The sequence below is a fragment of the Streptomyces sp. NPDC002276 genome (assembly GCF_053891435.1).
Genome location: NZ_JBSFCQ010000001.1, coordinates 414,515 through 426,932, shown reverse-complemented (window position 1 = coordinate 426,932; position 12,418 = coordinate 414,515). Strand labels below are relative to the sequence as shown.

The 12,418-nt window shown below is 69.7% G+C and carries 11 protein-coding genes; 5 read left to right on the top strand and 6 right to left on the bottom strand.

From position 1 onward, the window contains the following. Nucleotides 1–11 precede the first annotated feature (11 nt). From ACWIHT_RS01980 to ACWIHT_RS01965, 4 genes are all read right to left on the bottom strand, one after another. Entirely contained in the window at nucleotides 12–527 is a 516-nt protein-coding gene (locus tag ACWIHT_RS01980; protein WP_456163364.1) for a hypothetical protein, read from the bottom strand. Between the two features lie 189 nt (nucleotides 528–716). Next, nucleotides 717–1,577, bottom strand: coding sequence for an ABC transporter permease (locus ACWIHT_RS01975; protein WP_456163362.1), 861 nt, complete (start codon nucleotides 1,575–1,577; stop codon nucleotides 717–719). Beyond that, nucleotides 1,537–2,403, bottom strand: a complete 867-nt coding sequence (locus tag ACWIHT_RS01970; RefSeq protein ID WP_456163360.1) for an ABC transporter ATP-binding protein — start codon at nucleotides 2,401–2,403, stop codon at nucleotides 1,537–1,539. The genes ACWIHT_RS01975 and ACWIHT_RS01970 overlap by 41 nt, the downstream gene beginning before the upstream one ends. Continuing rightward, nucleotides 2,400–2,855, bottom strand: coding sequence for a MarR family winged helix-turn-helix transcriptional regulator (locus ACWIHT_RS01965; protein ID WP_456163358.1), 456 nt, complete (start codon nucleotides 2,853–2,855; stop codon nucleotides 2,400–2,402). Before ACWIHT_RS01965 ends, ACWIHT_RS01970 begins: the two co-directional genes overlap by 4 nt. A 144-nt stretch (nucleotides 2,856–2,999) precedes the next feature. Between ACWIHT_RS01965 and ACWIHT_RS01960 the strand changes: the two genes are divergently transcribed. Next, nucleotides 3,000–3,803, top strand: a complete 804-nt coding sequence (locus tag ACWIHT_RS01960; RefSeq protein WP_456163356.1) for a VOC family protein — start codon at nucleotides 3,000–3,002, stop codon at nucleotides 3,801–3,803. 176 nt (nucleotides 3,804–3,979) lie between these two features. On the opposite strand, the gene glgX is transcribed toward ACWIHT_RS01960, so the two are convergent. Both glgX and ACWIHT_RS01950 read right to left on the bottom strand, forming a co-directional pair. Then, a complete protein-coding gene (glgX, locus tag ACWIHT_RS01955; RefSeq protein WP_456163354.1) occupies nucleotides 3,980–6,115 on the bottom strand; it encodes a glycogen debranching protein GlgX in 2,136 nt (711 codons plus the stop codon). Beyond that, nucleotides 6,112–6,615, bottom strand: coding sequence for a pep a2 (locus tag ACWIHT_RS01950; RefSeq protein ID WP_456163352.1), 504 nt, complete (start codon nucleotides 6,613–6,615; stop codon nucleotides 6,112–6,114). Before ACWIHT_RS01950 ends, glgX begins: the two co-directional genes overlap by 4 nt. A 311-nt stretch (nucleotides 6,616–6,926) precedes the next feature. On the opposite strand from ACWIHT_RS01950, the gene ACWIHT_RS01945 reads away from it, so the two are divergent. The 4 genes from ACWIHT_RS01945 (at nucleotide 6,927) to ACWIHT_RS01930 (ending at nucleotide 12,413) form a co-directional block, all read left to right on the top strand. After that, complete coding sequence (locus tag ACWIHT_RS01945) at nucleotides 6,927–7,244, top strand: DUF5133 domain-containing protein (protein WP_427917742.1); 318 nt, start codon at nucleotides 6,927–6,929, stop codon at nucleotides 7,242–7,244. Nucleotides 7,245–7,316: 72 nt separating this feature from the next. After that, nucleotides 7,317–9,308, top strand: a complete 1,992-nt coding sequence (locus tag ACWIHT_RS01940) for an alpha-1,4-glucan--maltose-1-phosphate maltosyltransferase (RefSeq protein ID WP_456163350.1) — start codon at nucleotides 7,317–7,319, stop codon at nucleotides 9,306–9,308. Beyond that, nucleotides 9,305–11,023, top strand: coding sequence for a maltose alpha-D-glucosyltransferase (treS, locus tag ACWIHT_RS01935; protein WP_456163348.1), 1,719 nt, complete (start codon nucleotides 9,305–9,307; stop codon nucleotides 11,021–11,023). Before ACWIHT_RS01940 ends, treS begins: the two co-directional genes overlap by 4 nt. A gap of 28 nt (nucleotides 11,024–11,051) precedes the next feature. Further along, nucleotides 11,052–12,413, top strand: a complete 1,362-nt coding sequence (locus tag ACWIHT_RS01930) for a maltokinase N-terminal cap-like domain-containing protein (protein ID WP_456163346.1) — start codon at nucleotides 11,052–11,054, stop codon at nucleotides 12,411–12,413. The last annotated feature ends 5 nt before the right edge of the window (nucleotides 12,414–12,418 follow it).

The window sequence follows — 12,418 nt, the reverse complement described above, 5'->3', positions numbered from 1 at the left end:
GCCTGGACGGTTCAGGGGGTACCGGGCTCCGCCTGGTCGCGAAGGAACTTGCTCACCTGGTGCGCCAGGCCGTCCCGCCCGGCACCGGCCGCGACGGCCTCCTCGCACAGACCGATACCGCCCGCCCACAGGCGCCGCTCGGTCCACTCCTCCTCGACCCGCAGCTGCACCTGTACGTCCACCTGCTTCAGGGAGGCCTCCGCGCCGGCCGCGTACACGACGGCGGTGGCGCGGCGCAGCGGATAGACGTCGAAGCCCTCGATGAACTGCGAGCTGCGCCAGTCGATGAAGGCGCTCTCACCGTCCGGGCCGACCCTGACGTCGATCTGCCCGTCCTCCAGGTGGATGCCTAGGTGCCGGGAGCCACGGTTCTCGACGGTGACACGGAGAGTGAAATACGTCAGCCCCTCGGCGGCGTCGTCGCGTCCACGCGGCGGCTCGGCAGCCGCCAGGCTGTGGACGCGGACACGCAGACCGGCATGTTCGTCGTACTCGTGCCAGTCCCCGACCACGTTCGGCTCGTACACAATGCACCCTCTCGACCTCAGAGAGCTGCTTCCTATCTGTGTGCTCAGCGCACTGTCAAATGAGCGGAATGCGCTGTGGCCAGCGTTTTCGCCCGCTTGATCACTGATCAAGCCGTGCGCAGGAAGAATCCGCTTTTCGGCCACCGAACCGCGGTCGGGGGCGTGCCGCACATCACGTCCCCGGCAAGATCAGCGGGCCAGCCGTCCGAGGAGCGAGGAGGCGGCGGCGATGCCGAGTGCGGCGGCCACCAGCAGGACCGCGAAGTCGGTGCCCACGTGCGACGGGGTGCCGAGCAGCAGCCCGCGCAGGGCGTCCACTTCGTAGCTGAGCGGGTTCGCCTTGCTCACCGCCTGAAGCCAGCCGGGCATGATCGCCACCGGGTAGAGGGCGTTGGAGCCGAAGAACAGCGGCATGGTGATCGCCTGTCCGAAACCCATCAGCCGGTCCCTGCTGAGGACGATGCCGGCGATGGTCATCGACAGACAGGAGAAGAAGGCCGAGCCGAGGATCACGATCGCGCCGACACCGATCAGCTTCAGCGGGTTCCAGGTCAGCGCGACTCCGAGGATCGCGGCGATGACGACCACGACGACGGCCTGGATCAGTGACTTCACCCCGGCCGCGAAGGCCTTGCCGGTGATCAGCGCCGAGCGGGGGGTGGGGGTGACGAGGAGCTTGTTGAGGATGCCCGCGTCGCGTTCCCAGATGATCTGGATGCCGTAGAAGATGGCGATGAACATCGCGGACTGGGCGATGATGCCCGGGGCGAGGTAGTCGATGTAGGGGATGCCGCCGGTGGGGATCGCCTTGATGCGGGTGAAGGTCTGGCCGAAGATCAGCAGCCACAGGGCCGGTTGGACGGCTCGGGTGTACAACTCGGTACGGTCGTGGCGGAGTTTCTGGAGCTCGACCGCGCACATCGCGATCACGCGGGCGGGCAACAGGCGCCAGCCGGACCGGGGTTGGGGCGGGATGAGCAGCAGGTTCAGGTCGTACTCGGGGGCGGGGTCAGCCGACGCGGTTCGCGGTGCGGCGGGTGCTTCGGACATCGCGGAAACCTCCTGACTGGTCTTCGAGACCGCTGCCGGCGATGTCCCGGAAGACGTCCTCAAGGGTGGGCAACGGATCGGTGGCGGGGGCACCTTCGGCGCGGCGGCGTTCGCCGAGGCCCTCGCGGAGCTGGTCCGGGGTGCCCAGGGCGCGGATGCGGCCGCGGTGCATCAGGCCGACGCGGTCGCAGTACTGGTCGGCCTCGTCCATGTAGTGGGTGGTGACCAGGACGGTCATGCCAGTGGCCTCGCGCACGGCGTTGATGTGCTCCCACACGCTGGTGCGGGCGATCGGGTCGAGGCCGATGGTGGGCTCGTCGAGGATGAGCAGGCGGGGCGCGCTGACCAGGGCCTGCGCGAGTTCGAGGCGGCGGACCATGCCGCCGGAGTAGGTGTTGGCGAGCCGGTCGGCGGCGTCGGTGAGGTCGACGGCCCGCAGCGCCTGGGCGACGCGGGCGGCGCGTTCCCTGCGCGGGACGTCGAAGACGCGGGCGAAGAGAGCGACGTTCTCGCGGCCGGTGAGCCCGCTGTCGGCGGACAGCTGCTGCGGGACGTAGCCGAGCATGCGGCGCACCGACATCTGTTCCTTGGCCGTGTCGTGGCCGAAGACGTGGACCATGCCCGCCGGGACCGGGAGCAGGGTGGTGATACAGCGGATGGCCGTGGTCTTCCCGGCGCCGTTGGGACCGAGCAGTCCGAAGACCTCGCCCTCCCCCACGGACAGGTCGAGCCCGTCCACCGCGGTGGTCTCGCCGAAGGAGTAGGCGAGCCGGGTGCAGCTGACGGCTGCGGACCGCTCGGTGTCGGTGTCGGTGTCCGGCGTCATGACTCCTCGGCCTCCTCGTGCAGATTGACGGCCAGTTGGTGCAGGGCCGGGATCGCCGCGCGCAGCGCGTCCCGGTCCGCCTGGTCGAGACGGTCGACCTGGCTGCGGACGAGAGCGGCGCGCCGTGCGTGCCAGTCGCCGAGGCGGGTCTTGGCCGTCTCTGTGAGCTGGAGGCGGGCGGCGCGCCGGTCGGCGGGGTCCGTCTCGCGGATCAGGAAGCCGTCCCGGGCGAGCTGGTTGACGAGGGTCGACACCGAGTTGCTCGCGAGGAACAGCTCCTTGGCCGCCTCCGAGATGCCGATGCCGGGCCTGATCTCAACCAGGCGCAGCAGCTCCACCTCGGCACCGCGCAGTCGCGGCAGGGTCATCTCGCCGCGCAGTCGCCTGCGGATCAGCCGCTGGACACCGACGAGCGCGTCGGCCAGCTCTTCCGGGAAGTTCTCCGTCTCCACACTCGGAGATTACCTCTTTAGCAGAGGTAACTAACCCAAAAGGATGGTCAAGACCCCCGCTCGGGAGGCAGCGGGACCGATTCCGGTTGGACACTGAGGAGGAGACCGGTGGCCGCCGGTCCGGGAGATCGGAACGCGACTGCCATGAACCACGACAGGAATCCGTCCCTCGGTGAGCCGGACGCCGTCTCCACCCGTTCGATGTTCGGCGCCCCCTGCTGGGTGAGTCTCACGAGCCGCGACGTGGACACCACCGAGGCGTTCTACGAGGCCGTGTTCGGCTGGAAGTGGCGCTCGGCCCGGCTCGGCGACCAGTTCCGGATCGCCACGGCGAACGACATTCCGGTGGCCGGCCTGGGCGCGGTGGCCTCCATGTGGCAGATCGCGGTGGCCTGGACGCCGTACTTCGCCGTGCCCGACGCGGATGTGGCCGCGGCCCGGGTCCGCGAGCGCGGCGCCACGGTCGCCGTGGGCCCACTGTCCTTCCCGCCCGGCCGCGCGGCCCTCCTCGCCGACCGGGACGGCGCGACCTTCGGCATCTGGGAGGGCGACCTCATGGGCGGCTGGGAGACCTGGCGCCGCTCGGCCCCGGCCTTCGTCCGCCTGCACACCCGGGACGCCTTCGACGCGGCGATCTTCTACGGCGAGATCCTCGACTGGGCGTCGGCGGACCCGGCGAGCTGCGAGGTCCGGTACGAGGGCGGCGAGGTCGTCCTGCGCAGCGGCGGCAATGTCGTGGCACGGATCGAGTCCGGTGCGCTGGAGGCGGCGCCCGACCCGACCGTCCGCCCGCACTGGCAGGTCCACTTCGCGGTCTCGGACATCCGCTCGTGCGCCCGGGTCGTGGCCACGCACGGCGGGAGCATCCTGCGCGAGACCGACCACGAGGCCGTACTGCGCGACCCGGACGGCGCCCAGTTCACGGTGACCTCGCGCGACGCCCCCTGACGCTCAGCGCCGGGCAGGCATCGCGGGCGTCCGGTGCGTGCTCCGGGAGGCTCCCGGAGCAAGGCCGGCGGCACCGCCCACGGGGCAGCGTGCCGGGCCGTGCCGGGCGTCCCGGGGCTGGGGGCACCCCCTCTGGCGGAGAGACTTCGCGGACACAGCCTGGGCCACCCTGACGCTCAGCGCCGGGCGGGCCGCGACAGCAGTACGAGGCTCCGGGCCTCGACCGCCATCTCCGTGTCGGCCTTGTGTTCCGTCTCGTCCGGGGTGCCCTGGGGCTCGGCGGTGTCGATCAGGGTCGTCCAGCGTTCGCCGTAGGTGAGGTCCGGGAGCCGGAAGCCGACGGGCTCCCAGTAGCTGTTGAGCAGGAGCAGGAAGGAGTCGTCGACGACGGGCCCGCCGTGCGGATCGCGTTCGGCGATGGCGTCGCCGTTGAGGAAGACGCCCACCGAGTGCGCGTCGGAGCGCTGCCAGTCCCGGTCGCTCATCTCGCGGGCGTCGGGCAGCAGCCACACCAGGTCGGGCAGCGGTTGTCCGGGGTGCACGGCGGTCTCGCCGCGGAAGAACCGGCGCCTGCGCAGCACGGGATGGGCGGCGCGCAGCCCGATGACATACCGCGTGAACGCGGCGAGTTCACGCTGCTCGTCGGTCAACTCCCAGTCGATCCAGGAGACTTCGTTGTCCTGGCAGTAGGCGTTGTTGTTGCCGCGCTGGGTGCGGCCCAGTTCGTCGCCGTGGCCGAGCATCGGGATGCCCTGCGAAAGGAGCAGCGTGGCAAGGAAGTTGCGCTGCTGCCGGGCGCGCAGTTCCAGCACGGCGGGGTTGTCGGTGTCGCCCTCGGCTCCGCAGTTCCAGGACCGGTTGCCGCTCTCGCCGTCCCGATTCCCTTCCCCGTTGGCCTCGTTGTGCTTGTCGTTGTACGACACCAGGTCGCGCAGGGTGAACCCGTCGTGCGCGGTGACGAAGTTGACGCTGGCGCGCGGCCGTCGCCGGCTGTGCTGGTACAGGTCGGAGGAGCCGGTGAGCCGGGACGCGAACTCGCCGAGCGTGTGCTCGCCGCCCCGCCAGAAGTCCCGTACGGCGTCCCGGTACTTGCCGTTCCACTCCGACCACAGCGGCGGGAAGTTGCCCACCTGGTAGCCGCCCTCCCCCACGTCCCACGGCTCGGCGATGAGCTTGACGCGACTGATCACCGGGTCCTGCTGGATCAGGTCGAAGAACGCCGACAGCCGGTCCACCTCGTGGAACTGCCGGGCCAGCGTGGCCGCGAGGTCGAAACGGAAACCGTCGACGTGCATCTCGGTGACCCAGTGGCGCAGCGAGTCCATGATCAGCTGAAGGACGTAAGGGTGCCGCATCAGCAGGCTGTTCCCGGTGCCCGTCGTGTCGTAGTAGTGGCCCCAATCGCCGTCCACCAGACGGTAGTAGGAGGCGTTGTCGATGCCCCGGAACGAGAGGGTGGGGCCTTCCTCATTGCCCTCGGCGGTGTGGTTGTAGACGACGTCGAGGATGACTTCGAGTCCGGCGGCGTGCAGCGCCTTCACCATCGCCTTGAACTCGGTTACCTGTCCGCCTCGTTCGCGGTGTGCGGCATACGCGTTGTGGGGCGCGAAGAAGCCGATCGTGTTGTAGCCCCAGTAGTTGGACAGTCCGCGGTCCTGGAGCACCCCGTCCTGCACGAACTGGTGCACCGGCATCAGCTCGACGGCGGTCACCCCGAGCGACACGAGATGGTCGACGACGGCCGGGTGCGCGAGTCCCGCGTAGGTGCCCCGGAGTTCTTCCGGGACCTCCGGGTGGGTGCGGGTCAGCCCCTTCACATGGGCCTCGTAGATCACGGTGTCGGCGTACGAGCGCCGGGGCGGGCGGTCGTCGCCCCAGTCGAAGGCGGGGTCGGTGACCACGCCGAGCATGCCGTGCCCGGCGCTGTCGCCGGGGGCGGGTCCCGCCGAACGCTCGTACAGCGAGGGGTCGTTGTCGATCTGTCCGTCCACCGCCCGGGCGTACGGATCGAGGAGCAGCTTCTCCGGGTTGCAGCGGTGTCCGACGGCCGGAGCCCACGGGCCGTGCACCCGGTAGCCGTAGCGCTGCCCCGGGCCGATGCCCGGCAGGTAGCAGTGCCACACGAAGCCGTCCGCCTCGGCCAGCCGGACGTTCCGGTGGCTGCCGTCGTCCTCGACGAGGACGAGGTCGACGCGTTCGGCGACCTCGCTGAACAGTGCGAAGTTGGTGCCCTTCCCGTCGTAGGAGGCACCCAATGGATAGGGGTGCCCGCTCCACACGGACACCCCTTTCCGGCGCGGGCTCGCGGTCACCGGGCGTCCTCCAGGACGCCACGCGTCGGACGGGCCGGCGGAGCGGCCGGTAGCGCGCGGGGCAGCCGGAGCATCTCCCGCAGGCGCGGTGCCGGTGTCCTCGGGACGCGCGGGACGCGTTCGCCGCTGGGGGCGCGCTGCGAGAACCAGATGACCTTGCTTCCGGTGTCGGTGGCGCAGCAGCCCCAGCCGTCGCTCATCGCGGCGATCCGGGCGAGACAGGCGCGCAGGTCCTGGTCCGGGCGCAGATCGCGGTCGTTGTCGCCGATGGCGGTGATCAGGTGCTGGCCGTTCCACCAGAGCTCGATCGACGTGTCCTTGTCCGTGGCGTGCTCGTCGATGGCCCGCAGCAGCAGCTCGGCGCCGCGGCAGACGGGGTCCACGAGAACGTCCAGGTCCCAGAGGCGGAGATGGGCGGCCAGGATGCGCCTGACCTGCCCGACCCGTTCCGGACTGACTTCCACGTCGAGGTGGTAGTAGCAGGGCACTGCGGTCTTCATCTTCGTTGGCTCCCTACCGGCGAAGCTCGCGCTTCCCCTCGCCCTGCGGGGCCGGGGCCCCGAACACGAAGCGTGAGCACTGATCGCTTCTGAGTCAGCTCCAGGGTGCGAGCGCTAGGCCATTCGTGCAACACGAGCGACGGGCGGGGCGGTTGAGGATCGATAGTTGAAGATCCAACAAGACGCTTGGTCATCACCTGTGCACCATGAGTGAAAGCCTCGACTGCCGTGCCGGAGCCATGCCGCTCCGCGCACGGCCGCCACCCGACGGTCGGGAACGCGGTCCGCCGAGGCGAAAGGTGAACAGCGCCATGCTGCTACCCGCCAAAGCCGAAGTGGCCCGCCAACTGCGGCGCTACCGGGTGTGGGAACGCGTGATGCTCGCGTCGCCGGGCGACCGGACAGCGCGGGCCACCTTCGAGGACTCGGGCTACACCCTGTGCGTGCTGATGGGGAAGCGCTGCGCGCGCGAGGCCTCGGAAGCCGCCGAACGCTATCTGAGCAGCAGCAGTGTGGGCTCGTACCTCCAGGAGCAGAACGGACGCCCCCGTACGACGGCCGTCGTACACCGCGGGCCACCCGTCACCGCCGCCGTCACCGTCGACCGGCGTTCCCCGGCCGGAAGGTAGTCCCCCTTCCGGCGCAGCTTGGCCCCCCACCGGGTGAACAGCCCGGCCACGAGCACGGCGGAGGTGAGACCCATGAACGCGACCCCGGCACCGATCGGACGCATTCCGGTACGTGACGTACGCCCGGCCGTGGACAGCGGCGCGCGCCCGGCGAAGGCGGTCGTCGGCGAGTGGTTCCAGGTCACCGCCACCGTGTTCCGCGAGGGCCACGACACGATCGGCGCGAACGTCGTTCTCTACGACCCCGACGGCCGCCCCGGCCCGTGGACCCCGATGCGTGAACTCGCCCCCGGCAGCGACCGCTGGGGTGCCGAGGTCACCCCGGCCACGACGGGCCGTTGGTCCTACGTCGTGGAGGCCTGGGGCGACCCCATCACCACCTGGCGCAAGGCCGCCCGCATCAAGATCCCGGCCGGCATCGACGTCGGCCTGATGCTGGAGGAGGGCGCGGAACTGCACGCGCGCGCCGCCACCGGGGTGCCCGAGGGACCAGCACGGGCCGCGGTGCTGGCCGCCGCGGAGACGCTCCGCGACGACTCACTGCCGGTGGGAACACGGTTCGTGGCCGCGTTCACGCCGGAGGTGGAGGGGGCGCTGGAGGCTTGCCCACTACGGGAGTTGATCACGGCTTCCGAGCCGCGCGCGTTGCTGGTGGAGCGGGAGCGTGCGCTCTACGGCTCCTGGTACGAGTTCTTCCCCCGCTCCGAGGGCACGGCTGCCGAACCCCACGGCACCTTCCGCACGGCCGCGCGGCGACTCGACGCGATCGCGGCGATGGGCTTCGACGTGGTGTACCTCCCGCCGATCCATCCGATCGGAACGGCCTTTCGCAAGGGTCCGAACAACACGCTGTCCGCTGGGCCCGAGGACGTCGGTGTGCCCTGGGCGATCGGCTCCCCGGAGGGCGGCCACGACGCGATCCACCCCCAACTGGGCACCCTGGCGGACTTCGACGCGTTCGTCGCGCGGGCCGGTGAGCTGGGCCTGGAGATCGCGCTCGACTTCGCGCTCCAGTGCTCCCCCGACCACCCGTGGGTGGACAAGCACCCCGAGTGGTTCCACCACCGCCCCGACGGGACGATCGCGTACGCGGAGAACCCGCCGAAGAAGTACCAGGACATCTACCCCATCGCCTTCGACCGGGACCTGGACGGCCTGGTCGCCGAGACCGTACGGGTGCTGCGGCACTGGATGGACCACGGGGTACGGATCTTCCGCGTGGACAACCCGCACACCAAGCCGGTCGTGTTCTGGGAGCGGGTCATCGGCGACATCAACGCCACCGACCCCGACGTGATCTTCCTGGCCGAGGCGTTCACCCGCCCCGCGATGATGGCCACCCTCGCCCAGGTCGGCTTCCAGCAGTCGTACACCTACTTCACCTGGCGCAACACGAAAGCGGAACTCACCGAATATCTGAGTGAGTTGGCGGACGAAGCCGCCGCCTACATGCGGCCCAACTTCTTCGTGAACACCCCCGACATCCTCCACGAGTTCCTCCAGCACGGCGGCCGACCCGCCTTCGAACTGCGGGCCGTACTGGCCGCCACCCTTTCCCCGACATGGGGGGTCTACAGCGGCTACGAACTCTGCGAGAACTCCGCTCTCCGGCCGGGCAGCGAGGAGTATCTCGATTCCGAGAAGTACCAACTCCGGCCCCGCGACTGGGAGTCCGCCGAGCGTGAGGGCCGTAGCATCGCTCCCCTCATCGCGTCGCTCAACGCGATCCGGCGTCGCCACCCGTCGCTGCGCCGGCTCAGGAATCTCCGCTTCCACCGGACGGACAACGACGCGGTGATCGCGTACAGCAAGACCACTGGTGTGGACACGGTTCTGGTGGTCGTCAACCTCGATCCGCACCACACCCAGGAAGCCACGGTCTCGTTGGACATGCCGCAACTCGGCCTGGAATCACACGAATCCATGTCGGTGCACGACGAACTGACGGGTGAGTCCTATCAGTGGGGCAGGACCAACTATGTGCGTCTGGAACCCGGCCGGGCCCCGGCGCACGTGTTCCACGTCCGGCGGTCCACACAGAGCGGAGGGTCAAGAGCTTCATGACTGTCAACGAACCGGTCCACGACACCTTCGAGGACACTCCCGCCAAGGACCGGGACCCCGAGTGGTTCAAACGCGCCGTCTTCTACGAGGTCCTGGTCCGCTCCTTCCAGGACAGCAACGGCGACGGCATCGGTGACCTCAAGGGCATCACCGCCAAACTCGACTACCTCCAGTGGCTCGGCATCGACTGCCTCTGGCTGCCCCCCTTCTTCAAGTCCCCGCTGAGGGACGGCGGTTACGACGTCTCCGACTACACCGCAGTACTCCCCGAGTTCGGGGACCTCGCCGACTTCGTCGAGTTCGTGGACTCCGCGCACCAGCGGGGCATGCGGGTCATCATCGACTTCGTCATGAACCACACCAGCGACCAGCACCCGTGGTTCCAGGAGTCCAGAAAAGACCCCGAAGGCCCCTACGGCGACTACTACATGTGGGCCGACGACGACAAGCAGTACCCCGACGCCCGCATCATCTTCGTCGACACCGAAGCCTCCAACTGGACCTTCGACCCCGTCCGCAAGCAGTACTTCTGGCACCGCTTCTTCTCCCACCAGCCGGACCTCAACTACGAGAACCCGGCCGTGCAGGAAGAGATCCTGGCCGCCCTCCGCTTCTGGCTGGACCTCGGCATCGACGGATTCCGCCTCGACGCCGTGCCCTATCTCTACGCGGCCGAAGGCACCAACTGCGAGAACCTGCCCGCCAGTCACGACTTCCTGAAGCGCGTCCGCCGCGAGATCGACGCGATGTATCCCGACACCGTGCTGCTGGCGGAGGCGAACCAGTGGCCCGAGGACGTCGTCGACTACTTCGGCGACTTCCAGAGCGGCGGCGACGAATGCCACATGGCGTTCCACTTTCCCGTGATGCCCCGCATCTTCATGGCCGTTCGCCGCGAGTCCCGCTACCCGGTCTCCGAAATCCTCGCCAAGACCCCGGCCATCCCGTCGAGTTGCCAGTGGGGCATCTTCCTGCGCAACCACGACGAGCTGACCCTGGAAATGGTCACCGACGAGGAACGCGACTACATGTGGGCCGAGTACGCCAAGGACCCCCGCATGCGCGCCAACATCGGAATCCGCAGGCGCCTGGCGACTCTGCTGGACAACGACCGCAACCAGATCGAACTGTTCACCGCCCTGCTGCTCTCCCTCCCCGGCTCGCCGATCCTCTACTACGGCGACGAGATCGGCATGGGCGACAACATCTGGCTCGGCGACCGCGACGCCGTCCGCACCCCCATGCAGTGGACGCCCGACCGCAACGCGGGCTTCTCCTCCTGCGATCCGGGGCGCCTCTTCCTGCCGACCATCATGGATCCCGTCTACGGCTATCAAGTCACCAACGTCGAGGCGTCGATGTCGTCGCCCTCCTCGCTGCTGCACTGGACGCGCCGCATGATCGAGATCCGCAAGCAGAACCCGGCGTTCGGCCTCGGCACGTACACGGAACTCCAGTCGACGAACCCGGCGGTGATCGCGTTCCTGCGCGAGTACGAGGACGATCTCGTGCTCTGTGTGCACAACTTCTCGCGGTTCGCGCAGCCCACCATGCTGGATCTGCGGGAGTTCGACGGACTGCATCCCGTGGAGCTGATCGGCGGGGTGCGTTTCCCCGCGATCGGTGAACTGCCGTATCTGCTCACGCTCGCGGGGCACGGCTTCTACTGGTTCCGGCTCTCCCGGGCCGCTCCCCGCAACGGCCGACGACTTTGAGGATGTGCCCGCGAAAGGACGCGTCACCATGCCGAAGACCGCACCCCTCCGACCGAGCAGCCCAGGCGTCGACCGGCCTCCGGCCACGCTCGTCGGGCTGCTGCGCGAATGGCTGCCCGGGCAGCGCTGGTTCGCGGGCAAGGACCGGCCGGTGGCCGACCTCCACGTGCTGTCCACGACCGAGCTGTTCCCGGGCTGCCTCCATCTGCTGGTGCACGCCTCCCACACGGGCGTTCCCGTGCCGGGCGGCACTCCCCCACCCGGCGACTGCTACCAACTCCTGCTCGGCATAAGGGAACACGTCTCGCCGCGACTGGCCCGGGCCTTCATCGGCCGTGTGCACGAAGGCCCGTTGGCCGGGCTCGCGGTGTACGACGCCCTGCGGGATCCGCGCTCGGCGGAACTGCTGCTGGAGCGGCTGCGGCACCCCGGTTCGGCCGGTCCCCTGCGCTTCGAGGCGGACCCGTCGATGTCCGTGCCCGCCGGACTCGCGCCCCGGCCGCTGGACGCCGAGCAGTCCAACTCCTCGCTGGTGTACGGCGATCGGTTCATCCTGAAGGTGTTCCGGCGCATCCAGCCCGGTGTCAACCCGGACCTGGAACTGCCGGGGGCGCTGGCGGCGCAGGGCTGCACCCGGGTGCCCGCGCCGGTGGCGTGGTTCCGGACGGCGGAGCCATGGGCCGCGACGCTCGGTGTGCTCCAGCCGTTCCTGCCGGACGCCTCCGACGGCTGGGCGCTGGCGCTGCGCGCACTCGCCGCCGGTGACGAATTCACCACCGAGGCCCATGAGTTGGGGCAGGCCACGGCCGATGTCCATCTGGCGCTGGCCGCGGCCTTTCCGTCCGGCGCCCGTGGGGACAACGACCGTACGGCCGCCGCCATGACCGAGCGCCTGGAAGCCGCCGCGCACTCCGTTGCCGCGCTGCGGCCGTTCGTGCCGGGGCTGCGGACCGCGTTCGGCGCGCTGGTGGGCCGTGACGCCGGGCCGCCCGCCCAGCGCATCCACGGCGATCTGCATCTCGGGCAGGTGCTGCGGGCGGGCCACGACTGGTTCGTCATCGACTTCGAGGGCGAGCCGTCCAGGCCGCTGGCCGAGCGGCGCAGCGCGCAGTCCCCGGTGCGGGACATCGCCGGGATGCTGCGCTCCTTCGACTACGCGGCCAGGCAGCGCCGTCCCTGGCGCCCCGAGTGGGCGCGCCGCTGCCGGGAGGCCTATTGTGCGGGCTACGCGGCCCGGGCCGGCTGGGACCCCCGCACCAAGCATGCTCTGCTGCGCGCCTACGAGACGGATCGCGCGGTCTATGAAGTGCTGTACGAGGCCAGGCACCGCCCGGACTGGCTTCCCGTACCCATGGCGGCGATCGAGCGACTCGCCGTCCGAGGAGGCTGAACTCC

Bases quoted from the DNA above. Each gene is read 5' to 3' on its own strand.
- treS (WP_456163348.1), top strand. From the start codon at position 9,305: ATGACTGTCAACGAACCGGTCCACGACACCTTCGAGGACACTCCCGCC.
- ACWIHT_RS01940 (WP_456163350.1), top strand. From the start codon at position 7,317: ATGAACGCGACCCCGGCACCGATCGGACGCATTCCGGTACGTGACGTA.
- ACWIHT_RS01970 (WP_456163360.1), bottom strand. From the start codon at position 2,403: ATGACGCCGGACACCGACACCGACACCGAGCGGTCCGCAGCCGTCAGC.
- ACWIHT_RS01960 (WP_456163356.1), top strand. From the start codon at position 3,000: ATGAACCACGACAGGAATCCGTCCCTCGGTGAGCCGGACGCCGTCTCC.
- ACWIHT_RS01975 (WP_456163362.1), bottom strand. From the start codon at position 1,577: ATGTCCGAAGCACCCGCCGCACCGCGAACCGCGTCGGCTGACCCCGCC.
- ACWIHT_RS01950 (WP_456163352.1), bottom strand. From the start codon at position 6,615: ATGAAGACCGCAGTGCCCTGCTACTACCACCTCGACGTGGAAGTCAGT.
- ACWIHT_RS01945 (WP_427917742.1), top strand. From the start codon at position 6,927: ATGCTGCTACCCGCCAAAGCCGAAGTGGCCCGCCAACTGCGGCGCTAC.
- ACWIHT_RS01930 (WP_456163346.1), top strand. From the start codon at position 11,052: ATGCCGAAGACCGCACCCCTCCGACCGAGCAGCCCAGGCGTCGACCGG.